This is a genomic window from Planococcus beijingensis, assembly GCF_016820615.1.
In the GTDB taxonomy this organism is placed as follows: Bacteria; Bacillota; Bacilli; order Bacillales_A; family Planococcaceae; genus Planococcus; species Planococcus notacanthi.
In genome coordinates this window covers 111,229-134,203 of record NZ_JADHDZ010000005.1, presented here as the reverse complement: position 1 = coordinate 134,203, position 22,975 = coordinate 111,229, and the positions used below count along the sequence as shown (strand labels likewise).

The 22,975-nt window shown below is 47.1% G+C and carries 21 protein-coding genes and 1 pseudogene; 13 read left to right on the top strand and 9 right to left on the bottom strand.

All coding sequences use genetic code 11. The annotated features are described in order from the left end of the window. Window positions 1-164: 164 nt before the first annotated feature. Window positions 165-1,637: a protein adenylyltransferase SelO gene (locus IRE19_RS13760; protein ID WP_203340855.1), complete on the bottom strand. Its 1,473-nt coding sequence runs from the start codon at window positions 1,635-1,637 to the stop codon at window positions 165-167. A gap of 147 nt (window positions 1,638-1,784) precedes the next feature. On the opposite strand from IRE19_RS13760, the gene IRE19_RS13755 reads away from it, so the two are divergent. Continuing rightward, the gene (locus IRE19_RS13755; protein WP_203340854.1) at window positions 1,785-2,396 is read left to right on the top strand and encodes a type 1 glutamine amidotransferase family protein; all 612 of its coding nucleotides are present in this window, start codon (window positions 1,785-1,787) and stop codon (window positions 2,394-2,396) included. A 261-nt stretch (window positions 2,397-2,657) separates the two neighbouring features. After that, the gene (locus IRE19_RS13750; protein ID WP_203340853.1) at window positions 2,658-3,779 is read left to right on the top strand and encodes an NADH-dependent flavin oxidoreductase; all 1,122 of its coding nucleotides are present in this window, start codon (window positions 2,658-2,660) and stop codon (window positions 3,777-3,779) included. Window positions 3,780-3,880: 101 nt separating this feature from the next. On the opposite strand, the gene IRE19_RS13745 is transcribed toward IRE19_RS13750, so the two are convergent. From IRE19_RS13745 to IRE19_RS13735, 3 genes are all read right to left on the bottom strand, one after another. Further along, the gene (locus IRE19_RS13745) at window positions 3,881-4,792 is read right to left on the bottom strand and encodes a DMT family transporter (protein WP_203340852.1); all 912 of its coding nucleotides are present in this window, start codon (window positions 4,790-4,792) and stop codon (window positions 3,881-3,883) included. Window positions 4,793-4,926: 134 nt separating this feature from the next. After that, window positions 4,927-5,940, bottom strand: coding sequence for an STAS domain-containing protein (locus IRE19_RS13740; RefSeq protein ID WP_203340851.1), 1,014 nt, complete (start codon window positions 5,938-5,940; stop codon window positions 4,927-4,929). Between the two features lie 158 nt (window positions 5,941-6,098). Continuing rightward, window positions 6,099-6,992 carry an oxidoreductase gene (locus IRE19_RS13735; RefSeq protein WP_203340850.1) on the bottom strand — a complete coding sequence of 298 codons (894 nt, stop codon included), beginning with the start codon at window positions 6,990-6,992 and terminating at the stop codon, window positions 6,099-6,101. 168 nt (window positions 6,993-7,160) lie between these two features. On the opposite strand from IRE19_RS13735, the gene IRE19_RS13730 reads away from it, so the two are divergent. Genes IRE19_RS13730 through IRE19_RS13720 form a run of 3 tightly spaced genes read left to right on the top strand, consistent with a single transcriptional unit; the run spans window position 7,161 to window position 9,135 of the window. Continuing rightward, entirely contained in the window at window positions 7,161-7,889 is a 729-nt protein-coding gene (locus IRE19_RS13730) for an ABC transporter ATP-binding protein (protein ID WP_203340849.1), read from the top strand. Then, a complete protein-coding gene (locus tag IRE19_RS13725) occupies window positions 7,886-8,611 on the top strand; it encodes an ABC transporter permease (protein ID WP_203340848.1) in 726 nt (241 codons plus the stop codon). The genes IRE19_RS13730 and IRE19_RS13725 overlap by 4 nt, the downstream gene beginning before the upstream one ends. Window positions 8,612-8,661: 50 nt before the next feature. Further along, complete coding sequence (locus tag IRE19_RS13720) at window positions 8,662-9,135, top strand: NUDIX hydrolase (protein WP_203340847.1); 474 nt, start codon at window positions 8,662-8,664, stop codon at window positions 9,133-9,135. A 470-nt stretch (window positions 9,136-9,605) separates the two neighbouring features. Here IRE19_RS13720 and IRE19_RS13715 read toward each other — a convergent pair whose 3' ends face one another. Further along, complete coding sequence (locus IRE19_RS13715; RefSeq protein ID WP_203340846.1) at window positions 9,606-10,526, bottom strand: oxidoreductase; 921 nt, start codon at window positions 10,524-10,526, stop codon at window positions 9,606-9,608. Window positions 10,527-10,682: 156 nt separating this feature from the next. Between IRE19_RS13715 and IRE19_RS13710 the strand changes: the two genes are divergently transcribed. The 3 genes from IRE19_RS13710 (at window position 10,683) to cax (ending at window position 13,528) form a co-directional block, all read left to right on the top strand. Beyond that, a complete protein-coding gene (locus IRE19_RS13710) occupies window positions 10,683-11,429 on the top strand; it encodes a phosphatase PAP2 family protein (RefSeq protein ID WP_191716173.1) in 747 nt (248 codons plus the stop codon). A 40-nt stretch (window positions 11,430-11,469) separates the two neighbouring features. Next, window positions 11,470-12,369, top strand: a complete 900-nt coding sequence (locus tag IRE19_RS13705) for a 3-hydroxyacyl-CoA dehydrogenase (RefSeq protein ID WP_203340845.1) — start codon at window positions 11,470-11,472, stop codon at window positions 12,367-12,369. Between the two features lie 103 nt (window positions 12,370-12,472). After that, complete coding sequence (cax, locus tag IRE19_RS13700; protein WP_203340844.1) at window positions 12,473-13,528, top strand: calcium/proton exchanger; 1,056 nt, start codon at window positions 12,473-12,475, stop codon at window positions 13,526-13,528. On the opposite strand, the gene IRE19_RS13695 is transcribed toward cax, so the two are convergent. The 3 genes from IRE19_RS13695 to IRE19_RS13685 form a co-directional block, all read right to left on the bottom strand. Next, entirely contained in the window at window positions 13,520-13,867 is a 348-nt protein-coding gene (locus IRE19_RS13695) for a hypothetical protein (protein ID WP_203340843.1), read from the bottom strand. The two genes, cax and IRE19_RS13695, sit on opposite strands and share 9 nt — an antisense overlap. A 122-nt stretch (window positions 13,868-13,989) precedes the next feature. Beyond that, entirely contained in the window at window positions 13,990-14,505 is a 516-nt protein-coding gene (locus IRE19_RS13690; protein ID WP_203340842.1) for a TlpA family protein disulfide reductase, read from the bottom strand. 137 nt (window positions 14,506-14,642) lie between these two features. Then, on the bottom strand, window positions 14,643-16,469 hold the full coding sequence (locus IRE19_RS13685; RefSeq protein ID WP_203340841.1) for an LTA synthase family protein: 1,827 nt from the start codon (window positions 16,467-16,469) through the stop codon (window positions 14,643-14,645). 301 nt (window positions 16,470-16,770) lie between these two features. Between IRE19_RS13685 and IRE19_RS13680 the strand changes: the two genes are divergently transcribed. Together IRE19_RS13680 and nhaC are read left to right on the top strand one after the other, a co-directional pair. After that, a complete protein-coding gene (locus IRE19_RS13680) occupies window positions 16,771-17,043 on the top strand; it encodes a hypothetical protein (protein ID WP_203340840.1) in 273 nt (90 codons plus the stop codon). A 183-nt stretch (window positions 17,044-17,226) separates the two neighbouring features. After that, entirely contained in the window at window positions 17,227-18,684 is a 1,458-nt protein-coding gene (gene nhaC, locus IRE19_RS13675; protein WP_203340839.1) for a Na+/H+ antiporter NhaC, read from the top strand. Window positions 18,685-18,790: 106 nt separating this feature from the next. On the opposite strand, the gene IRE19_RS13670 is transcribed toward nhaC, so the two are convergent. Then, a complete protein-coding gene (locus IRE19_RS13670; RefSeq protein WP_203340838.1) occupies window positions 18,791-19,657 on the bottom strand; it encodes a GNAT family N-acetyltransferase in 867 nt (288 codons plus the stop codon). A 176-nt stretch (window positions 19,658-19,833) separates the two neighbouring features. Between IRE19_RS13670 and IRE19_RS13665 the strand changes: the two genes are divergently transcribed. The 3 genes and pseudogenes from IRE19_RS13665 to IRE19_RS13655 all read left to right on the top strand — a co-directional run bounded on the left by IRE19_RS13665 (window position 19,834) and on the right by IRE19_RS13655 (window position 22,969). After that, window positions 19,834-20,634, top strand: a complete 801-nt coding sequence (locus IRE19_RS13665) for an SDR family NAD(P)-dependent oxidoreductase (protein WP_203340837.1) — start codon at window positions 19,834-19,836, stop codon at window positions 20,632-20,634. A gap of 133 nt (window positions 20,635-20,767) precedes the next feature. Continuing rightward, entirely contained in the window at window positions 20,768-21,325 is a 558-nt protein-coding gene (locus IRE19_RS13660) for an MEDS domain-containing protein (protein WP_203340836.1), read from the top strand. A gap of 129 nt (window positions 21,326-21,454) precedes the next feature. Next, window positions 21,455-22,969: pseudogene (locus IRE19_RS13655) on the top strand (aldehyde dehydrogenase family protein). Window positions 22,970-22,975: the final 6 nt, after the last annotated feature.

Below are 22,975 nucleotides of genomic sequence, written 5' to 3'. Positions count from 1 at the left end.
ATATAAAGAGGAAACTACAAAAAGAAATTTTTTACTGATTAAGCTGTACTTAGGATGTTCCCTTATTGAAGTTCTACAAACGTTAGCCGGTCAGATGAAAGAGAAGAAATTATGGATCTGCTGCCCCTTAAACCCTAGAGAATAGAGAGCTTGTTGAATCATCATTACGTTCCGCAGAAAGTCTGATACGGCCCGTTTGTCGGCTCCGGCGGTTCCGTATAGGCTTCCTGTTCGGCAGAATGGGCATAAGGGTCAGCCAGGACTGTAAGCAGCCGGTGAAGGACGCTGTAATCTCCCTGGAATTCTGCTGCGGCCAGGGCTTCTTCCACCCGGTGATTGCGGGGGATGATGGCCGGATTGTTGTTGCGCATCAATTGCTGGCTCTCTTCCTGCGACTCCTCCTGGCGCTCCAGACGTGCCTGCCAAGAACTGTGCCATTCCTTGAACTCTGGCGTTTCAAACAATTCACTTCCCTGGAGTTTCGTGAAAGTCAGCGCACGGAACAGATTGGTGTAATCGGCATCGTGTTGGTGCATCAGATTCAGCAATGCTTCCACCAATGTGGAATCTTCAGCTTCTTCATTGAATATCCCGAGTTTTTTGCGCATGCCCGAAAGCCAGTGGTTCTGGAACTGTTCAACATAGCTGGTGAGTTCTTCCTGTGCCATATTGACCGCTTCCTCCGGAGTATCATGCAGCAAAGGCAACAGGCTCTCCGCAAAACGTGCCAAGTTCCATCCGGCAATCATCGGCTGATTGCCGTAAGCATAGCGGCCTTGAACATCGATGGAGCTGAAAACCGTCTTCGGATCATAGCCATCCATGAATGCGCAAGGTCCATAATCGATGGTTTCTCCACTAATCGCCATGTTGTCAGTATTCATGACTCCGTGAATAAAACCGACGAGCTGCCACTTGGCAAGCAAAGCTGCTTGCTGTTTGATGACTTCCTGGAATAAGGCAAGATACGGGTGCGAAGCGTCTTGGACATGTGGAAAGTGACGCTCCAGCGCATAGTCAGCCAGTACTTTCAAGTCTTCCTTCGTTCCAAATCGCGCGGCGTATTGGAATGTGCCGACACGCAGATGGCTGTCGGCGATCCGTGTCATGACCGCTCCAGGCAATGCTGTTTCCCGGCGGACCATTTCGCCGGTTTCGACAACGGACAAGCTGCGGGTCGTCGGAATGCCCAGCCCGTGCATCGCTTCACTGATGAGGTACTCGCGAAGCATAGGCCTTAACGCAGCACGACCGTCGCCGCCGCGGGAATAAGGCGTTCTTCCGGAGCCTTTCAACTGGATATCCAATCGTTTGCCGGATGGTGTGAGCTGTTCGCCAATCAATAAAGCCCGGCCATCGCCAAGCATTGTGAAATTGCCGAATTGATGTCCCGCATAAGCCTGGGCAATCGGTGTGCTGCCTTCGGGAATCTGGTTTCCGGCCAGGATGGCTACGCCGTCTTCAGCTGTTAACTCTGCGGAATCCAGACCCAGTTTTTCTGCCAATGCCTCATTAAAGATGACCAATTTGGGCGACTTCACCGGATGGACCGTGATTTTTCTATAAAAAACTTCAGGCAACCGCGAGTAGCTATTTTCCAGCTGCCAGCCGGTATGGGTTAGTTCCTTTTTATTCATAATGGACCTCCTTATTTTGTTGAAGTGTTACTTACATTATACCCGCTCTGTCCGCCGATCATGTCTTTGCTGTTTGAGGGATTCTTTGCCTGTGCTATAATCTCTTTAATAATAAATCGAATATTCAATCGAAAAGGAGGCAAGAAAATGAGCGATCAAAAAGTTTTGTTTGTGCTGCTGGACGAGTATGCCGACTGGGAAGCAGCTTCATTGGCTGCGGCGCTTAACGAAGAGCCGGAAGGGCAAGGGCAAAAATTCGATGTCAAGACGGTGTCGCTGACAAAGGAACCGATCCGCTCAATCGGCGGCTTTACGGTGCTCCCGGATTACGGACTGGATGATGCCCCGGAAGAGTTTGCGGGACTGATTCTGATCGGCGGCAATTCTTGGCGAAAAGAAGGCAGTGAGCGGGTCATGGAGCTGGTCGACAAAGCCGTTGAAAAAAAAGCGGTACTTGGTGCAATTTGCGACGCGACGGTGTTCTTAGGCAGAAATGGCTTGTTTAATAAGATTCCGCATACCAGCAATTACCTGGAAGACTTAAAGGAAACAGCAGCGGACAGCTATACGAATGAAGCAGGCTACCTTCAGCAGCAGGCGGTTCGGAGCGGAAACGTCATCACTGCAAACGGCTCGGCATTTTTGGAGTTTGGCAAAGAAGTGATGGAAGCCCTTCAATCGGCTCCACAGGAAGAAATCGATGAGTGGTACGACTTTTTTAAACAAGGCTATCACGAATACATGAAAACCAAACAATAATGCCAGCTGAATGGCCACCTTCGATTGTGAATCTGCACACAATCGAAGGTGGCCTATTTTTTGTGGTGGATTGATAGAATCAGGCGTCCGGGCAGATATTCAGTTGCCGGGCGGCTTTTGCATGTCAGCCAAAAGGCTGAACTTTTCTGTTGCCGAGCAGATGCGCTTTCATCTGGCTGCTTATCGGGTACGATGTAAATAAAGGTGCCAGGCTTGTTGGCACCAGTGTAAGGGTAAAGAGATAGTCAAGGAGGAATTTAAATGGCCATTACCACACAAAATATATTTGAACCGTTTACGTTTACATCCGGTCTGTCTGTCAAAAACCGCATTCTGATGGCACCGATGACCACATCCTCTTCAGATCCGAATGGCGATGTGACAGAAGACGAACTAACGTATTACAAACGGCGTGCTGAAAGCGGACTGGGAGCTGTCATTACGGCTTGTGCACATGTCGAGCCGCTCGGTGTCGGATTTCCCGATCCATTAGGAGCAGACAGCGATGAGCGGATTGCCAGTCTGACAAGTTTGGCTAGTTCCATTCAAGACGGCGGCGCTAAAGCAATCCTGCAGCTTTATCATGCCGGACGCATGTCGAATGAAGACTTGCTGAAAGGTGAACAGCCGGTTGGACCAAGCGCTGTGCCAGCGCCGCGCCCCAATGCGGCGGTTCCGCGTGAAATGACCGAAGAAGAAATTGAAGCAACAATTGCGGCATTCGGAGAAGCCGCCAGACGGGCCATCCAAGCAGGTTTTGATGGAGTCGAAATACACGGCGCCAATACGTATTTGATCCAGCAATTCTTTTCTCCGCATTCCAATGTCCGCACCGACAAATGGGGAGGCGATGTGACTGCGCGCATGGCGTTTCCGATAGCCGTCATCAGATCGATCCAGCAAGCTGTTGCTGAATATGCAGAAAAGCCTTTTGTCGTGGGTTACCGGATCAGTCCGGAAGAACGTGAAGAACCGGGCATCACAATGGATGATACATTGAAGTTCTTGGAGGCCATTGCGGACGAAGGCATCGACTACATCCATGCGTCAGTCGGCAGATTTTTCGGCGGATCGATCCGTGAGGAGGACAACCGATCGCGTGTGGAAATGATCCAACAGCATATCGGCGACCGTGTACCGGTGATCGGGGTAGGAGGCTTACAGACCCTCAAGCAAGTGAAAGAAGCATTGGAAGTCACGCCGTTGGTGTCGCTTGGCCATGCATTGATCATGGACCCGGACTGGTTGGCGAAAGTGAAAAAGAGCCGGGACGAAGAGATTTTCCAGGCAATCCACTTGAGCAAAAAAGAACAGCTGGATATTCCAGAGAATCTGTGGAATATGGTGACCAAGGCACCGGGCTGGTTCCGGATTGAAGAGTAAGAAAACAAGGGACTAAAGGAAGCCGGGAAACTCCGCACTTTAGGGCTGATCTAATAAAAAACGCTGTCTGGATTGATTCCAAGCAGCGTTTTTTTGAGTTTCTATAACGAGTTTTCCGCAGTTTTACCGGAAAGAACGTGGCGTTTTCTGCCCATTAGATTGACGATCATGACACCGCCGATTGCGATGACGCCACCGATAAGCGACAAAGCAGTCGGCAGTTCGTGGAGCCACATCCAGGCAACAACAATTGCCACTGCCGGTTCCAGGTAAATCAGGCTTGAAACAGAGCTGGCATTAGCCAGTGACAAAGCGGTTGCCCAGGTGACATAGGCGATTGCCGCAGGGAATATGCCCACATAAAGAATCGCTAAATGGGCTTCCAGTGTGGCACCCTGCATGGCAGCGAAGAGCCCGGGCGAAAAAATGAGAAATGGCAAAGTGCCGGCCCATGTAAAGTAAGCAGTCAATTCAATCGCCGAGTAGCGTGTCAGAAGCGGCTTCTGGAACACGAAGAAAATCGCTGATGCAAACGCAGCGACCAACACCAGCAATGCCCCATTGGTCAAGGTGAGGGATGCACCTGCAGATCCGAAAGCGATAAACAGAATGCCGATAAAGCCGATGCCAAGACCCATCCAGCCCAAGCCAGTCAGTCTTTCCTTTAGGACAAAAGCCGCAATCAGTGCTGTAAAGATCGGTCCGGAACCGACCAGCATGCCCGCGGTGCCGGCAGAAATCGTTTCCATGCCGAATGTGACGAAGATATGGTAGACGCTGATGCCAATCCAACCGAGAATAAGGATCCGAACGCTATCTCCTTTTTCGGGCAGCCGGAATTTTGTTCCTGGCCACAACGCATAAATCAGAAACAATGCCGAAGCAATCAGGAAACGGACCAGTACATTCTGTCCTGCGTCATAGCCGCCCTGCAGTCCGACACGGATGGCTGCGAAGGAAGAGCCCCATATTAAAACAGAAAATAAGGCCAATGAAAAAGCTTTTGCGTTCAAGTGATCTCCTCCATGAACCATTGAGCGATCCAATGGCTATCCTGTCTGCAGAAATAAAACAGACAAGGATTATTATATTCTTTTCGGGAGGAAATGTCTTCAAGAAGCAATGGCCGTCTTGGAACCCGAATCTTTCAGACGATTTTCCGTCCGCTTCGGCCAAGCGCATAGTAGATGCCATGTTGGAGGCTTTGCAGGGATTCAAAAGTCTTCAGGCTGTTTTTGGATTGTGCAATGATCAGGGCGAGTTCCGGAGAGATGCCGACCAGAATGACTTCGGTTCCCAACAGCCTCGCGGAAGCGCCAAGTTTATCAATCAACGATGCAGTATGTTCTGTAATGTGCTGGTTCAGTCCGGTCAAATCCACCAACAAGTAATTGGCTTTATGCTTCGGCAGCTCGCTCAACGTTTTAAAAATCAAATCTTCTGTCCGCTGTTCATCGTAGCTGCCGATCATCGGTACCACAATGATGCCTTCAAGTACAGGGATGATGGGGGAGGATAGTTCCTTCACCAGGTTCTGAAGGGACTGTGTATGCTCATTGACTTTGGCTTCCAGCTTTCGGATTTGGTCCGCTTCCTGTTTGCGGGACAGCTCATGAATGTTTTGCTGGACCGTCACCGTGGAAGGGAAATACTCAACAATACTGTATGGTTTACTATCACTTTGATGCTGAATGGTCTTATACCAGAAATTGATGCCGAATAAACCGGTCAGGACACCAGCGTAATGAGAAGGGACAAAAATGCCTTCTGCATTTTTATTTTTCAGCAGGTTCATCTTATATTCCCAATCGTTCTGGATATGCATAGTAAATGTATTTTCTTTGCTATCCATTTCAACGATTTCAACTTTGCCCCAACCGGCAGGAGCGTATGTATTGGAGATCCATTCGACAACATTTGAAGTATCAATTTGCTTCATGTCTTTGAACCCTTCACCGACAATGACGCCTTGGCGGAATCCCGTGGTTTCCAATACCAATTGTGTGGCTTCGATCCCTGAAATGTCTTTAATCGTGTCGAAGAAAGTTTCCATTGCTGTGGTCCAAAAGAGGACGACATCTCCTCCTTCAAACAGAACTTCGCCAGTTTCCAAATCCCATTCCAATTCGATGCCGCCTACCGTGATGCTTTTTTTGCTCATGCTCTATATTCCTCCATGTAATAAAAAGTTAGTGTAGAGTAAAATCCAAACTTGTCTTTTCTGTATTCCCCTAGTCATAAACAATATGTCTGGACATGAAAATTCTTTAGTCTAACTGAGTACTTTTCTATGGAAAACGGTAAGCCGCACTTTCTCCTTTAATAGGAAGAGTTGAAAGGATAGGTGACAGCCGTCAATTTTTCCGATACGTCCCACAGCCTTCGGGAGATTTCCTGATCGGTTGCATTGGCATGGGGAGTGCCAAGAGCAGGGTAGCCTTTCCGTTGGAACTGACCGAGAGGGCCGATGTATTCGCCGCCTGTCAGGTTCGGTTCTGTCGCCGCGTAGATTGTCGATAAAGCGCCCATGCCGGGAGGCTGGAGGAACAGATTGGCGATGCGTTTAAAAGCCGGTGGGATTTCCCGCGTGCCAAGCTTCAGGATATTGGTGGCAGAGACGCCCGGATGGCACGCAATGCTGATGGTTTGGAAGCCATGCTCTTTCAAGCGTTTATCCAGTTCCAAAGCGAAGTACAAATTGGCCAGCTTGCTCCGGTTATAGAATTTCTTTGCATGGTATCCTTTTGCTCCGTCGAGGTTGTCAAAGTCGATTGAACCCCGGCTGTGTGCTTGGCTGCTGATAGTGACAATGCGGGAGCCAGGGGTGTTGGCCAACAGCGGCAAAAGCAGCCCGGTTAATGCAAAGTGCCCCAGGTGGTTGCTGCCGAACTGCATTTCAAAGCCGTCTTTTGTTTTGGCATAAGGCGGTGCCATGATGCCGGCGTTATTAATCAACATGTCGAGCTGGTCAAAAGAACTTTGGAACTTGTCGGCAAAGGTTCTGACACTTTGCAGGTCCGCTAAATCGAGGTGCATCACGTCGATTTGAGCCATAGGGTGGTGTTCAGCCAATCGTTCTCTTGCGGCATTTCCTTTTTCCGTATTGCGCACAGCCAAAATGATTCTTGCGCCCATCGCCAGCAGCCCTTTTGCCGTTTCCAAACCGATGCCGCTGTTGCCGCCGGTGATGATGGCTATTTTTCCTGTAAGCAAACGATCACTTCCTTTTTTCAGCCCATTCAATTGGGTTTAGTCTTTAAAGGTTATTTTATCGGTTGTGCGGATTTTTTGGAAATCCCAGGGGAAAGATGTGAGTATCACTTTATTATTTATTCAGGAGACTTAGCGGTAGAATGGAGAAAAGGAGGCGGTAGCCGGTTTATGGAGATTAAAATTAAGGAATTGACCAAAACGTTCAAAGATCGAGTTGCCGTTGACCAGCTTTCCCTGACAATTGGGAAAGGGGAGTTTTTTGCCCTGTTAGGTGAAAATGGAGCGGGGAAGACCACCACCATCAAAATGCTGAGTTGCCTCATGGAACCGACAAGTGGGGACGTCATCATGCTGGGCGACAGCATTGTGGGGAATCCGCAAGCGGTTAAGAAAAAGCTGAACATTTCACCTCAGGAAACGGCAGTGGCGCGAAACTTGTCTGTACAGGAAAACCTGGAGTTCATTGCCAGGATTTATGGCAGCACGAAACAGGATGCAGAGCAAAAAGCGATTCGGCTGATGGAGATGTTCGGCTTGGCGGACCGGGCCAAAAGCAAAGGAAGAAATCTGTCAGGAGGAATGGAGCGCCGCTTGAGCATCGCAATGGCGATGATTTCAGAACCGGAAATCATTTTTTTGGATGAGCCGACCGTTGGGCTGGATGTCCGGGCGCGTTTGGATCTGTGGAAGATTCTGCTGGATCTGAAAGGGCAGATCACTATTATTTTGACGACGCATTATTTAGAAGAAGTGGAAGCGCTGGCGGATCGCATTGGCATTATGCATAAAGGCAGGCTGCAGGCGCTGGGGACATTGGAGGAATTGAAAAACCAGACCGGGCAAACCAAGCTGCAGGATGTATTTCTCCAGCTGACAGCTGAGGAGGAAAATCCATGAAGGCTCTGACATTCGCACAGCGCAATCGAAAGGAAATTTTGCGTGATCCCATGACGCTGCTTTTTGGAATGGTTTTGCCGGTCTTGATGTTATGGCTGTTTTCGATGATGGCTGAAAATATGCCTTTTGATCTCTTTACGCTGGAAAAGCTGGCTCCTGCCATCATCGTCTTCAGTTTTTCGTTCATCACCTTATTTACCGGCATGCTCATTGGGCGCGACAAAAGCAGCTCTTTTTTAATGAGGATTTTCGCGTCGCCGATGGCTGCAACCCATTACCTGATCGGCTATGCATTGCCGTTATTGCCGGTAGCGCTTATCCAGATGTCTGCTTGTTACGGAGCAGCGCTGCTGCTGGGGATGCCGTTTACATATGACGCCATTCCAGCGTTTGGACTGCTGGTCATCATTTCATTTCTTTATATCGCATTCGGCCTGTTCTTCGGAACTTTTTTCACGGATCGGCAAGTCGGGGCGATTTTTGCAATCTTCGTCAATGTCACGACTTGGTTTAGCGGAACCTGGTTTGGGCTCGATATGATCGGCGGTACTTTCGAGACGGTTGCTTACCTGCTGCCATTCGCCCATGCGGTAGATGCTGTGAGGGCTGCGTTTGCTGGCAATTACAGCGAGGTCTTCATACCGATGCTGTGGGTTATTGCGTATACGGTGGTGATCTTCGGCGTTGCGGTATGGGGATTCAGGAAAAGGATGCGCGGATAACTCGGTTTTTGGATGGAACTATTTAAAGTAAAAGACAAGGAGTTTTGAAAATGGGTTATGTAGAAGAACTTCGTGCAGTCGTCGGTCACCGGCCGCTCATCTTCGTGGGCGCAGTCGTGGTGATTGTGGATGAGGAAGGGCGCTTGCTTTTGGAGGAGCGGAAATTTCCGAAAGATTTATGGGGGCTGCCAGGCGGATTGATGGAACTGGGAGAGTCGACGGAAGACACCGCAAAGCGGGAAGTCATGGAAGAAACCGGCTTGACGGTCGATGAGCTGAATTTGATCAATGTCTATTCAGGGCCACAGCATTTTGTGGTAGCTGAAAACGGAGACGAGTTCTACGTCGTAACGCTTGCCTATTATTCGAATAAATACAAGGGTGAATTAATTGTTGACCAAAAAGAATCCTTGAGTTTCAAATTCTTTTCGCCAACTGAGCTTCCGGATAAGATGGTCGGCAGCCACCGCGTTGTGATTAAGGAATTTCTCTACAAGCATTATTCATCTGTATTTGCAGAGTGACAAGACAATAGTGAACAGAAAAAGCCACTTTCATGAATGAACATGAAAGTGGCTTCAGCTTGTAGACAAAAGAATATTTATGTCGTTCAAAAGTTGAATATGCAATTTATTGTCTTTCTATTGGATCCTGCACTCCAGGCGGACGCTTTCCTGCGGGCTTGCGCCGAACTAACTCGGACTAGCGCCCGAGTGGATTTCGGCACTTCGCTATCCCGCTGGAGTCGCCGCCTTGCGCTTCGGATCTGTGTATGAAGGAGTTACCAAGTTTATTGGGACGATGGTTTCCGGATCCTGACTAGCAGGCCATTTCCTTTGATTGAAGCTACACGCCCCCGATCGGGTCGGCCACGGAGACTCCTTTGCGACGAAGCTAGCGCAGCGATGCAGGAGCACGGGTTTTTCCAGTGACGAGGAGGCTGAAGCTGAGTCCACGGAACGCGAAGTGGCCGGACCGGTTGGGGTATGCACCGCTATTCTTTTTGGAAAGACTGTGCAGAGGCATTACTGAAATCAAACGTTACGCCGGTCAGTTTTTCTGAGACTTCCCAAAGTTTCAGGGAAACGGCTTCATCGCCGGCGGATGTATGGGGCGTATCCAGCGCAGGATAACCTTTGCGCTGGCCTTTGCCGTCAGGGCCGATATATTCGCCGCCTTTCAAATTCGGATCTGTAGCCGCATAAATGGTCGGCAAAGCCCCCATGTCAGGCGGCTGCAGAAAGTTATGCATTAAGGTTTTCAAGAATTTGGGCGCATCCCGCTTGCCGAACTTAAATAGGTTGGTTGCGGAAATGCCGGGATGGCAGGCCAGACTCATCGATTGCAGCCCATACTGCTTAAAGCGCTTATCCAGTTCCTGTGCAAACAACAGATTGGCCAATTTGCTTTGGCTGTAGAACTTCATTGGCTTATAGCCTTTTGTGCCGTCGAGATTTTCGAAATCGATACTCGCTCCTTTGTGGGCCAGGCTGCTAAGAGAGACGACGCGTGAACCAGGCGTATTCTTTAGCAAGGGCAGCAGCAGTCCGGTTAATGCGAAATGGCCAAGGTGGTTGCTGCCGAACTGCAATTCAAATCCATCTTTCGTTTTGGAGTAAGGAGGAGTCATGACGCCGGCGTTATTGATCAGCAGGTCGAGTGAATTATGTTGGCGCTTAAAACTGTCCGCAAACCCATTGACGCTCGCCAGGTCCGATAAATCCAATTTCATTACAGATATCGATGCTTCTTTATTGTCGTTAAGGATTAACTGGCGCGCAGCTTCACCTTTCTCCGTATCGCGCACGGCCATGACGATGGTTGCACCGCGTTCTGCCAATATTTTAGCGGCTTCCAATCCAATTCCACTGTTCGCACCAGTGATGATGGCGGTCTTTCCGGTTAACTGTTCCAAACAATCAGCTCCTGAGTAATTTACTTATTCTGCTGATAAAAATACCATGGAGTCCTTCCCACAACAAATTATTGGATCCATAAAATTGATTTTTTTACATATTCGGCTGAAGAGAAGGGTAAAGAGAAAGTATCTGCAAGAAATGGGAGCGATAAGATGGAGAAAAATGAGAAGTTGGCGGGCTTGGCTTTTTTGTTGCTGCTGGGCGGACTTGGTCTGGCTGCCTTGTTTATTGTGTTGTTTGCAGAACTTGCTGAAGAAGTGATGGAAAAGGAACTTGGCCAATTTGACAGTTCGATCATTGACAGCTTTGGGGCCATAGCGGGCGGAACAATGGATAATGTGATGTTCATAATCACAGAAACGGGATCGGCTTGGTTTTTGACTATGTTGTCCATACTTGTCCTGATCGTACTAGGAGTTAAAATGAAAGACAAATGGGGCATGTTGTTTTTTGCTATTGCAGTAGGAGGCGGTTCGCTCTTAACGCTGTTGCTGAAAAATGTATATGACAGACAGCGTCCGAGCATCAATGCTGAAATTGATGCTGTCGGATACAGCTTTCCAAGCGGACATTCGATGGGTTCACTGATTTTTTATGGTTTTGTGATTTACCTGGTTGTCCGGACGCACCAACGGCGGTGGATCCAATGGCTGACTGTCACTTTGTTGGGGATGCTCGTCTTGTTGATCGGCAGCAGTAGAATCTACCTCGGTGCCCATTTTCCCAGTGACGTACTCGCCGGCTATGCAGCAGGTCTTATCTGGTTGATTTTAAGCTTGATCGCTTTAGAGTGGATTCAATGGCATAGCAGAAGTCCAGTACCGCCAGTTCAGGCATTGCGAAAATTATTAGGTCCTCTCTACAGAACAGTGCGGACAAAAATACCTTTTTTCAGGTAAAGAAGAAGTAGTTGGGTGAATCGATAAGGAGGAAAAGAGAATGGATTACAAAAAGATTACAGTGGCAGGAAGCGGCGTGTTGGGAAGCCAAATCGCCTATCAAACAGCGTTTAAAGGATTCGATGTGGTGATCTATGACATCAATGAAGAAGCGATCGAGAAGTCGAAACAACGATTGGCCAAGCTGATGAAAAACTACCGCAAAGATTTTGGCTCAAGTGAAGCGGAAGTGGAGGCTGCATATGGCCGATTGTCTTTCAAAACCAATTTGGCTGAAGCAGTATCCGATGCGGATTTGGTGATCGAGGCAATTCCTGAAGTGACAGACATTAAGACGGCTTTCTATAAGGAGCTTGGCAAAGTGGCTCCTGAAAAGACCGTGTTTGCCACCAATTCTTCGACCTTACTGCCCAGCCAATTCGCAAACGCGACAGGACGGCCGGAAAAGTTCCTGGCTTTGCATTTCGCCAATACGATCCGCATCAACAACACTGCTGAAATCATGAAGCACCCCGGAACAGCTGACGATGTGTTTAACGATATGATCAAATTTGCTGAAGCGATTGGCATGGTGCCACTGCCTTTACATAAAGAACAGCCGGGCTATATTTTGAATTCCCTATTGGTTCCGTTCCTGGAAGCAGCGGAACTGCTGCTGGTCAAAGAAGTTGCAGATATTGAGACGGTAGATAAAACCTGGATGATCGCAACGGGTGCGCCGCTTGGGCCATTTGCCATATTGGATGTGGTGGGCATCAATACAGCCCATAATATTGTTCAGGCGAAAGCTGCCGCTACCGGCAAAGAGGAATTCGTAAAACTAGCCGATATGCTGAAGACCGAATACCTCGATAAAGGCAAACTTGGAAGAGAAACTGGTGAAGGGTTTTACAGCTATCCGAATCCGGCTTTCATGAAAGCAGATTTCTTGAAAAACTGACGAATGACCACGTTTGGCCAGCTGCGGCCAAACGTGGTTTTTTAGGTTAGGAAATTCAGAAAACTGGGTATCCATTATTATCAAAATGAAAAGAAGGGATTTTATGAATCGGATATTCGGAATTTTGGTGGCAGTAGGAGTGCCTTTAACGGTAATCGGCTCATTTCTGGATTGGCCGAGCATTGCCATGTTTTTCATTTGTTCGGTCAGTGTCGTGGCACTCTCCAGCTTCATGGGGAGAGCAACAGAAAGTCTGGCGATTGTCAGCGGGCCGCGTATCGGTGGTTTGCTGAATGCGACGTTCGGAAATGCCGTGGAATTGATCATCTCTATTTTTGCATTGCAGGCAGGGCTGATCGGCGTAGTATTGGCTTCCCTGACAGGTTCCGTATTAGGGAATCTTCTGTTGGTTGGGGGATTGTCATTTTTTCTTGGCGGCATCAAATTCAAGCGGCAGATGTTCAATGTCCACGACGCCACCCATAATTCCGGATTGCTGATCTTTGCTGTGGTCGTGGCATTCGTCATTCCGGAAATCTTTTCGATGACCATGAATGAAACCGAAACCATTCAATTGAGTGTCGGCATTTCGATTATCATGATCTTATTGTATTTGGCAGGGCTCTTTTTCAAGCTGGTTACGCATCGCGGCGTATACAGCCATGCAGACGCCGCACAGGATACCGAACATGAGGAGCCCGAATGGCCGAAGAAGAAAGCACTTATCATCCTGCTTGTCGCCACTTTGATTGTTGCCTATGTATCGGAGAACCTGGTCCACACTTTTGAAGAAGTGGGCGAGCAATTCGGCTGGTCTGAGTTGTTTATCGGCGTCATCATCGTGGCCATTGTCGGAAATGCCGCTGAACATGCTTCCGCCCTCATTATGGCAATGAAAAATAAAATGGATGTTGCAGTGGAAATAGCGATTGGTTCCACTTTGCAGATTGCCATGTTCGTTGCACCAATCTTGGTGCTGATTTCACTTTTCATGCCGCAGCAGATGCCGTTGGTGTTTACAATTTCAGAGCTGGTCGCCATGATCACAGCGGTATTTCTTGCCATCAATGTTATGAACGACGGGGAGTCGAATTGGTTTGAAGGCCTGACATTACTAGCTGCTTATCTCATCATGGGCATCGGGTTTTATTTATTGTAAGAAAGCGGAATCCTGTTTTTTTCTGGGACGGGTAAACAGATACAGCAGGACATTCATCACCCCCATAAAAGCGATAGCAATAAACAGGTAAAGAGAAATAGCGTCTCCGCCTAAACCAATTTCGTCTACAATAATCGCGTGGTAATAAACGACTTGCACAGCCACAGCGATGGTCACAAGTGATAAGCTAATCACTGCAAATCCGTTGAGCAGGTGGGTGCGGATTTTTGGAATGAGCTGCGCAATACACAAAATCAGGGCCACGCCTAACAATAGAAAGAGGATAGGCCTGAGCAATGTGAATGTGCCAAAGCTTTCAAATGAGCTGTAGGTATACATGATGGGAACCTCCTTACTAAAACTGACTTCTGTTAAGCTAGAACGATAACCAGCCGGAATAGGTTTCCAGAAAAAAACAAGCGGTACACGAAAGAAATTCATCGTGTACCGCTTGTTTTGTATTACTGGATCGATTGGAAGCTTTCTTTAATTTCAGCATTGCCGACATGGCCGGTCAAGCTTTTGACGAGTGTACCGTCTGAGCCGATATAGACAGATGTCGGGTAGCCGATGACGCCGTATTCATCGAAAAAGGTTCCGCCTTCGTCCAATAACACGGTAACATTTTCAGCATTCGGGAGCCCTTCAAACCATTTGGCGAAGGACTCGGCGCTTTTTTCTGCATTGGAGCTGGGGGACACAATCGTCAACACAGCAAAATCATTTTCTTCAGCAGCTAAGGTATTCAGTTCTTCCATGCCTCCCAGACAAATTGAACACCAGGATGCCCAAAATTTCACGTAGACTTTTTGGCCGGCATAATCGGCAAGGTTATGCTGGTTGCCATCCAAATCGATCAGTTCAAAGGAAGGGGCAGGATTGCCATCGTTCAATGCTCCAGCACCTTGGGAACTGCTGCAGGCGCTCAATACGACAAGAAGAACGAGCAGCAAGATGGATTTTATCGATGCGTTCATTGCAATCATCCTTTACTGTGGAATTGCGGCTCATCTCTTTATACCCCCATCATATAGTGGAACTCCGATAAAAGAAATTAGAGCGCCTCAGGAAGTTTAGAAAACCCCTCTTCTTCTTTATGCGAAGAGGGGGGTGGTCAGTCTCCATCGGTATTCAATTGGTCAAGGGCATTTTTCTGGATAATTAAATCCGAAATCCGAAGCTGTTCTGCTGCTGTTTTGACATGAGGTTCACATTCTGCAAATTCAACTTTCTCGCCGGATGACGTGTCGTAACATGTGCCGCTTCCGCTTGGAGAAGTCAGGTCAGGCTTGAAATAAAATTCCTCGACGCGGAACGAACCATCACGGAAAACGGTCAAATTATTGTCTTCGTCGAGCAGAGATTGTCCAAGCATATAAGGAGGGTCGATGTTTACGATATCCAAAATGGTTGGGGCAATATCAATTTGGCCGCCGCTGTTTTCAATGACGCGACCTTCTTCCATGCGAGGTTCTTTAATGAAGAGAGGGACCTGTTGATCCAGTTCGAATAACTCGACTTCGGTTTCAGCCCCCAGTTCTTGGGCCATTTCACTATCGGCTTGTGTTAATCCACTGTCATGGTCACCATAAAACAAGATAAGAGAATCATCCCACATATCCTTTTCTTTCAGCTCTTCAATCATCACTCCAACAGCTCCATCCACGTAATGGATGGTTTCGTAATAACCTCTCAGCAACGGATCTTCATAACCGGTCAAATCCAATTGTTTCAAATCCTCTGGAATCTCATAAGGGGTATGGCTCGACAATGCAACTAAGAAAGCGAAATAAGGTTCTTTCAACTGTGCTGCATGGTCGATGGAAGTTGTGAAGAAGTCCTCGTCATTCACAGCCATGCCGATCTTCTGGGTGTCCGGGAAATCCGGTTGGCTGAAGAATTGATTAAAGCCAATGTTTTGATAGAAATCATCACGATTCCAGAAATCCTTCTCGAAGGCATGCATGGCTGCCGTATCATACCCGGCGTTTCTCAACAGCTCCGGCAATCCATCAAATTCATTTTCGGCGTATTGTGTGTAAACGGATCCTGATTTCAAAGGCTGCAACGAAGCCAGTGTAATGAATTCAGCATCCGACGTTCGGCCTTCGTGCGTCTGATGATAAAACGATGGGAAGAACAAAGTTTCTTCTTTTAAGGCATTTAAATGGGGAGTCAGTTCCTGCCCATTCACTTGTTGTCCAATCACTGAAGTCTGGAAAGATTCCAGTTGCACAAGGATGATGTTGGGTTTTTCAGAGTCGGATACAGCTGAAGGCGTCTCGGGATCCAGGTCTTTGATCCGTGAGGCTTCCTGTGCTGTGATGCTGTCATTAGTGAACAGCCCACTGACACCTTTTGCAAAATCCAATCCATGGTAACCCCAAAATCCAAGCTGGTAATACTCACGCATATTTGAAATCGGTTCATCGACCAGCCACTTTTCTTCATTGATGTAGCTATTAGCCAACGGAATGGCAAACAAGAGAAAACCAATGGCAAAGCCGGCTCCCGCAAACAGTCTTTTTGTCTTCCGGGTTGCGGTTTCCTGATTTTTACGGCCAGCAAAAAGGACCAGTGAAAAGAGGAGCAAATCAGCAAAAAAGAATAAATCCTTTGCTTGGATCAAGGTCATAAAGCCGCCGCCGACATCACTCATCTGTGTAACATCAGAAAGCAGGCTGATGGACAACAAATCATCAAAATAACGGTAGTACCAAAGGTCGGAAACAAGCAGTGTACTGTGTAAAAACAGTAAAAGCATTAAAATCCATCGACGTTTCCGATAGCTTAATAAAAGCGTCCAGCTGGATAAAACGACGATGGAAGCAAGGTTGAGGATAAAGAAACTGAATTGGAACTCGGTTCCGGAATAAACACTAAAGAGGAAAATTTTTGATATGGACAATACCAGGTAAATCCAGTATTCAAGGAATTTCATGGGGCACCTCCGAACAAGTTAAGCCGCTTTGCCTATGTAAATGAAGCACTTGCCAGTGAACCATTTTTCTTCCTGCAAAACGAGTCTGTTCTTTTTCATTACCACTTAGCGGGCAAGCAGAAACCTGTAGAGATGTCTGTATTGTGTCAACTAAAACGAATTCTTTTCGAGTTTGAATGTCCAGTGGTTTCGGGTATTCGATAAGAAAGGATAATCTCGGATATAAAGGGATGTTCAGCCAATGGGGTTTATCAACTATCAATAGTTGAATTACAACGGATATGATGAAGGAGTGTTGAATATGGATTTATATAAGAAGATGCAAAATCACCCGCCGCCAGCCCGCGCAGAATGCCAGTATCCCGTGTTGCCTGTCGGACAGAACTTTGTAGTGGACTTTGGCAGACAAAAAGCGCTTCATGGCAAATGGCAAATCGTGGTTAACGACGAAGCGCCCTTTTACTTGTGCCAGCGTGTTTTTGAAAATGGTACATTGTCAAGGCGGAAATCAGCAGACCATCGACGCAAATTTTTCGAAAGGGAAATTTATCTGGCATTGGAAAAGGAAGAATGAGGAAGAAGAACAGACCGATGAAACCGTCCTGTAACCAGTGGACGGTTTTTTGTGAGGTTTGATTTCCGACAGCTGCAGGGATTTACATCAAGGGCTGAAGGAACTCTTCAAAATATAGATAGATTATTTCAAATTTTGCTGTAATATAAAATCATACATCAAACAGTAAGGGGAATACATAAAATGAAGAAAAAACACCAAGAGATCGAAACACCTTTTTTATTGGCACTTATTCCATTGGTGTCCATGATTGCATTGATGGCCATCACTATTATCGTATTCGAAGGCAGTCCGCATATTCCGTTGGCTGTCGGCACGGTGATTGCGGGAGTCATCGCCTGGCGTCTAGGCTATAAATGGGAAACTATTGAAGAGGGCGCGTATAAAGGGATCCGCCTTGCTTTGCCTGCAGTTCTCATCATCATTGTGGTCGGAATGATCATTGCCTCTTGGATAGGCGGTGGGATTATCGCTACCATGATTTATTATGGTCTGCAGATCATCACACCTTCTTTATTCTTGCTGACGATTTGCATCATTTGCGCTATCGTGGCACTCGCAATCGGGAGTTCATGGTCTACAATGGGAACTATCGGTGTTGCCGGCATGGGGATTGGCGCAAGTATGGGGATTCCGGTTGCTATGGTGGCAGGAGCCGTGATATCCGGTTCTTACTTTGGAGACAAAATGTCACCTTTATCGGATACCACAAATCTGGCGGCGGGCATTACCGACACCAATTTATTCGAACACATCAAACATATGATGTATACGACAATTCCAGGATTGGTTATTGCATTGGTGGTGTACTTTTTCCTTGGCCGCCAATTTGCAGGAGCAGCTATTGACGAAGGGAATATACAGAACATCTTGTCAGCATTGAACAGTAACTTTGTGATATCTCCTTGGCTCTTGCTGGTGCCTGCATCGATTGTTGTATTGGTGGCGTTGAAAGTACCGGCTTTGCCAGCATTGGTGGTCGGGGTATTCCTAGGTTTCATTTGCCAGATTTTTGTGCAAGGCGGAAATATCGGAGAGGCTGTCAATACACTTCACGACGGTTTTGCCATTGCTTCGGGCAATGAAATGGTTGACGAGTTGTTTAACCGTGGCGGCATCGCTTCTATGATGTTCACGGTTTCGCTGACGATTTTTGCCATGGTCTTTGGCGGTGTGCTGGAACATACCGGCATGCTGAAAGCCATCGTTAAACAAATTCTGAAAGTGGCCAAGTCAGCCGGCAGTCTGATTGCAGCGACAATCGTTTCCGCATTCTTCACAAATGCTACTGCTTCCGAGCAGTACATTTCGATTCTCTTGCCGGGAAGAATGTATGCGACAGCTTTCCAGGACAAAGGCCTGCATTCGAAAAACCTTTCACGGGCCCTTGAAGATGGAGGAACATTGACTTCACCATTTATCCCCTGGAATACGTGCGGGGTCTTCATACTTGCCACTTTATCGGTCAGTCCATTTGCGTATGCTCCGTATGCGGTACTGAATTATGCAGTACCGATCATCGGCATCGTCATGGCTATGATCGGTTATAAAGTTCAATTTTTAACAGAAGATGAAATGCACCAGTTGAAAATAAAACAGCAACGAATCGATCGCGAAAACGAATTGACAGAAGGCGTTTAGTTTTTTCTTTCCTGCTCTTATGCAAATAAAGCGAGCCACCCTCTTTTGACATTGAAGAGGATGTGGCTCGCTTTTATTTTATTCTATCCTCGAGCAGGCTCCAAGCCTACAGCCGATTGCTGCGGTTGGTTCCATACAACAGCCAGGGAGATGGGAGGTCAAAGGGGTGGCATGCCGGCAAACTGCTGGCTTGATCGGGGGTTAAATCCATCCAGATCAATGTTTCGGATTTCACTTTTTCGCTTAAGCGATGCTGCGCTGTTGAAATGGTTTCCCAAAGCCCAGGCTGTTCCATGAGGTCATCCCATGGATAGACGGCATGCAGGTAATAATTCCGTTTATAATCCTTTTTGGCAATCAACACACGGCTCTTATCCCGATTTTCAAAAAATGCCCATTGAGACAAATCGGCATCAGCAAACAAGGCTTGAGAAGACGGAAACGTATAATAGCATTCATAAGGGAAAACCGCTCCGGTTTTAATGTACAGCTGATTGATCCACTCTTGCTTTTGCGAGAGATCGGATAGCTCCTGCCAAACAGCACCACCGGTGATAAGCGCGGCAACATCAGAAGAAATGGCGCTGTAGAGAGTAGAAATCTCTATAAGCCCCAGTTTGTCCATGACGCGCCGGGCAGAGCTGTTTTCCACTTGCGTATTCGCACCTACCCATTGCACACTGGGCAGTGAAAAAACCTCTTCCATGATATGGGCCATCAATTGCGTGGAAAGATTATTGCCACGGTAGCGCAGATCACTGCGCATTCGCCCAAGCATAGCGTATTGACCGGCGAAAATTGTGTAGCCTCCGATGCTGGCAAGCTGGCCATCTTGGAACAAACCGAATAAGCGGCTGGATCCCCCCGCTATGCGGTCGTATACCCGGAGAATGTAATCATCTTCAATTCCGGTCTTCATTTGCTTCAGGTAATGCAGGTCGTCCAGGTTCAGCTGGCGAATTAATTTTTCCATATATGGGCACCCCTTGCTCGTGTTGAAAAGACTACTTGTATTATATACGGAAAAAACATTGGAATGCATGCCTGAAACTGTCGCAAGTAAGGAGTGGCAACATCAGGTTGACCGTATGTTTGAGAAATGAGAGCAAACGGGAAATGTAAGGGCATATTCTAAAGGAGGCTGTCGGCATGACTGTTTTTTCAACTGAAGCATTAGCGCACAAACACGTATTGATCACCGGGGCAACTGGAGGCATCGGCATGGAAACAGCTCGGACATTGGTGAAAATGGGTGCACGCATCACTATTACGGGCCGCAACAAAGGCAAGCTGAGAGAGTTAGAGGGAGAGCTCCTGGATCACGTTCCTGCAGACAGGATCTGCATGGTGGAAGCGGATTTGACCAAACCTGAAGACCGGCTGCGCCTGATTGAACGCGCAGAAAGCGAACTGGGTTTCATCAATGGGCTGGTGAATTCAGCCGGCGTTTCGGGAGGCAAGGTCGTGGAAGACATTGACGAGGCATTTCTTACCGATATGATGAATTTGAACTTTGTATCGACGTTCCTTCTGACGCAAGGGGTATACCGGAAGATGATGGAACATAAAGAAGGGGCTATCGTCAACTTGGCATCTTTATCGGGGCTGCGGGGAACCTATGCAAACACGGCTTATTCAGCCAGCAAGTTTGCAGTTGTCGGATGGACTCAGTCAATGGCGGTAGAAGCCATTGAATACGGTATTCGTATCAATGCGGTTTGTCCGGGCTACGTGGATACTGAAATGGCAAGAAGCAGCCTGCGCAGAAAAGCAGAGCGCAACCAAACCAGCTTTACGGAAGAATTGGAACTCGCTGAAAAGTCGATTCCATCTGGGCGCCTGTCGACAGCTTTGGAAGTGGCGAATACCATCGCCTTTTTATTGACGGATGCCGCTGGAAATATTGTGGGTGAGTCGGTTAAGATTTCGGGCGGAAGTGTCATGAGGTGAAACAGCTAAAACTTTGCTGAAAGCGAAGTCCGGTGTTGCGTTGTCTTTTGGCGCTATTGTTGTGTATAGTAGATAGAGTGAATTAATTATGTTGAGAAGTCAGTAATTCTTTTGTTTAAAGGAGATTAATGATTTGGAAAAAGAAATTACAGACATCCAAAATATTTTTAAAACTGCTGAAGCTGCCCATGTTTTTTATTATGTGGACAATGCAGAACGTTATATTGACAATGCAGTTTCATATATCCTGGCTGGCATTGAACAGGGAGATCAAGTTCTCTTAGTTGAGAACGAACGTCTATACCCGAAAATCTTAAAGCGTGTGGAAGAGTTGGTTTCTAAAGAACAACTGCAGAACATACATTATGTAAATAATTTTACCTTCTATTGGCGCAACGGCAACTTCCATCCGCCGACCATCATTGCCTACTTTTTTGATGCAATCAGTCCTTTTGTGAAAGGGGAACAGAGCTTCCGGACATGGGGACATATCGAGTGGCGGGATGAGATGGAAATCACGAAAGACATTCAAGAATATGAATGCGGCATCGATCAGCTAATCCCGGGAATCAAAGCAATTTCCGTTTGTGCTTACGATGCGGCTCGGGTTTCAGATTCGCTTAAGAGAGTGTTGTTAAACTGTCATGGCTTTTTGATGACAGATGACAGCCTATCACCGATTTCCGGTTGAGAAATTAAATAGGATAAAAATTCTTTCTCTGTGAAGTTACAGCGAAAGTTTTTTTTGTAGAAAAATATTGACGGAATATTGACAATTATACAAAAGGGCATACTATATTAAGTAACAAGACCTTAAAAAATGAATGTTTTTTTTGAAATAAGAGCAGAGTTCGGCAGATTGAAGAAAGGAGGAGCCGGCATGGCTGATTCCGGAAACGACTATCTGTCTTCAATCATAAATGGTGTGGAATTGCCTGAAGATGGCCGCAGCAAATTGATGGGTGTTAATCCGTTTACCCATGAAACCATCTCCAAGATTATCTGTGCCACACCTGAGGATGCAAGGAATGCAGTGGCAGGAGCTCATCGGGCATACAGTATAAGTATAAAGAAAATGCCTGCTCATCTGCGGGCCGAAATATTGCAGAAAACAGCCGAATATCTGCAGGCTGAAAGTGGTGAATTCATATATCTGCTGTCAAACGAGTCTGGCAAAACCGTTAATGAAACCCGTCAGGAAGTGGAACGCGCCATTCAAGTGCTGCTGTTTTCTTCAACAGGAGCACAATCAATCTACAAAGAATTGATTCCTTTGGGGAGTTCGGGAGGTACAGAAAGCCAACTCAGCATGTCGAAGCGGGTTTCTATCGGAACAGTGGTCATTTCCACACCTTTTAACCTTCCAATTAACCTTGTGCTTTATCATATAGCACCGGCAATAGCAGCAGGAAATACAGTAGTCTTTAGGCCTTCATTAAAAACGGCACGTTCTTCCGTATATCTGTACCGGTTATTCGAAAAGGCCGGATTGCCGAAGGGAGCTTTCACCATCGTTCTGGGGGTGGGAGAGGACCTAACTCAAGCATTGGTGACTCATCCGAAAGTAAAAAAAGTGGTTTTTACCGGGAAAGATGAGACGGGTTGGAAAGTGAAGGAAATGGTGAAGCGGAAAAAGTTGAAACTGGAGACGGAATCGAAAGTCGTGAATGTCATCTTTGATGATGCTGATTTGGATACGGCGGTCAATGCAGTCGTCATTGGCGGATTTAGGTTTGCCGGACAATCCTTTATATCCACTCAACGGGTTTACGTACAGGAGATTGTCTATATGGAATTTTTGGATAAGCTGTCTTCCAAAATGAAAACGCTTAAAATTGGTGATCCACTGGATGAATTAACTGATATAGGCCCGATGATCACCAAAGAATCCGCTGAAAAAGCGATGTCTTAGGTGAGGGAAGCTATTGAACAAGGTGCGACTCTTTTAACCGGAGGGAACCGGCGTGAAGCTTTGATGGAACCGACCCTTATCAGTCATGCGACAATCCGTATGAAAGTCGTCAGTAAACAGATGCTGGCGCCGGTTGTCAGTGTCATGCCTTTCGATAAAGAAGAACAAGCCCTGACTGGTATCACGGAGTTGAACTTAGACAGATATGCAGCCGTATTCACAGCAGACATCAGAAAGGCGGTGCGTGTGGCTGATGTTCTGGGGAGGGAGGCAGTCTGGATCAACGAAGTGGCAGTTAACCGTTATGATCAAATGCCATATGGTGGTGTAAACAATAGAGGCATGAGACGAAAAGAGACGTATCGTGCTATTGAAGACATGACAGAATTAAAATTAGTCAGTATGCAATTGAAACAGCAATGAGTTTGG

Bases quoted from the DNA above. Each gene is read 5' to 3' on its own strand.
- IRE19_RS13755 (WP_203340854.1), top strand. From the start codon at position 1,785: ATGAGCGATCAAAAAGTTTTGTTTGTGCTGCTGGACGAGTATGCCGAC.
- IRE19_RS13665 (WP_203340837.1), top strand. From the start codon at position 19,834: ATGACTGTTTTTTCAACTGAAGCATTAGCGCACAAACACGTATTGATC.
- IRE19_RS13680 (WP_203340840.1), top strand. From the start codon at position 16,771: ATGGATTTATATAAGAAGATGCAAAATCACCCGCCGCCAGCCCGCGCA.
- IRE19_RS13690 (WP_203340842.1), bottom strand. From the start codon at position 14,505: ATGAACGCATCGATAAAATCCATCTTGCTGCTCGTTCTTCTTGTCGTA.
- cax (WP_203340844.1), top strand. From the start codon at position 12,473: ATGAATCGGATATTCGGAATTTTGGTGGCAGTAGGAGTGCCTTTAACG.
- IRE19_RS13685 (WP_203340841.1), bottom strand. From the start codon at position 16,469: ATGAAATTCCTTGAATACTGGATTTACCTGGTATTGTCCATATCAAAA.
- IRE19_RS13750 (WP_203340853.1), top strand. From the start codon at position 2,658: ATGGCCATTACCACACAAAATATATTTGAACCGTTTACGTTTACATCC.
- IRE19_RS13740 (WP_203340851.1), bottom strand. From the start codon at position 5,940: ATGAGCAAAAAAAGCATCACGGTAGGCGGCATCGAATTGGAATGGGAT.
- IRE19_RS13730 (WP_203340849.1), top strand. From the start codon at position 7,161: ATGGAGATTAAAATTAAGGAATTGACCAAAACGTTCAAAGATCGAGTT.
- IRE19_RS13710 (WP_191716173.1), top strand. From the start codon at position 10,683: ATGGAGAAAAATGAGAAGTTGGCGGGCTTGGCTTTTTTGTTGCTGCTG.
- IRE19_RS13760 (WP_203340855.1), bottom strand. From the start codon at position 1,637: ATGAATAAAAAGGAACTAACCCATACCGGCTGGCAGCTGGAAAATAGC.
- IRE19_RS13720 (WP_203340847.1), top strand. From the start codon at position 8,662: ATGGGTTATGTAGAAGAACTTCGTGCAGTCGTCGGTCACCGGCCGCTC.
- IRE19_RS13670 (WP_203340838.1), bottom strand. From the start codon at position 19,657: ATGGAAAAATTAATTCGCCAGCTGAACCTGGACGACCTGCATTACCTG.
- IRE19_RS13705 (WP_203340845.1), top strand. From the start codon at position 11,470: ATGGATTACAAAAAGATTACAGTGGCAGGAAGCGGCGTGTTGGGAAGC.
- nhaC (WP_203340839.1), top strand. From the start codon at position 17,227: ATGAAGAAAAAACACCAAGAGATCGAAACACCTTTTTTATTGGCACTT.
- IRE19_RS13695 (WP_203340843.1), bottom strand. From the start codon at position 13,867: ATGTATACCTACAGCTCATTTGAAAGCTTTGGCACATTCACATTGCTC.
- IRE19_RS13725 (WP_203340848.1), top strand. From the start codon at position 7,886: ATGAAGGCTCTGACATTCGCACAGCGCAATCGAAAGGAAATTTTGCGT.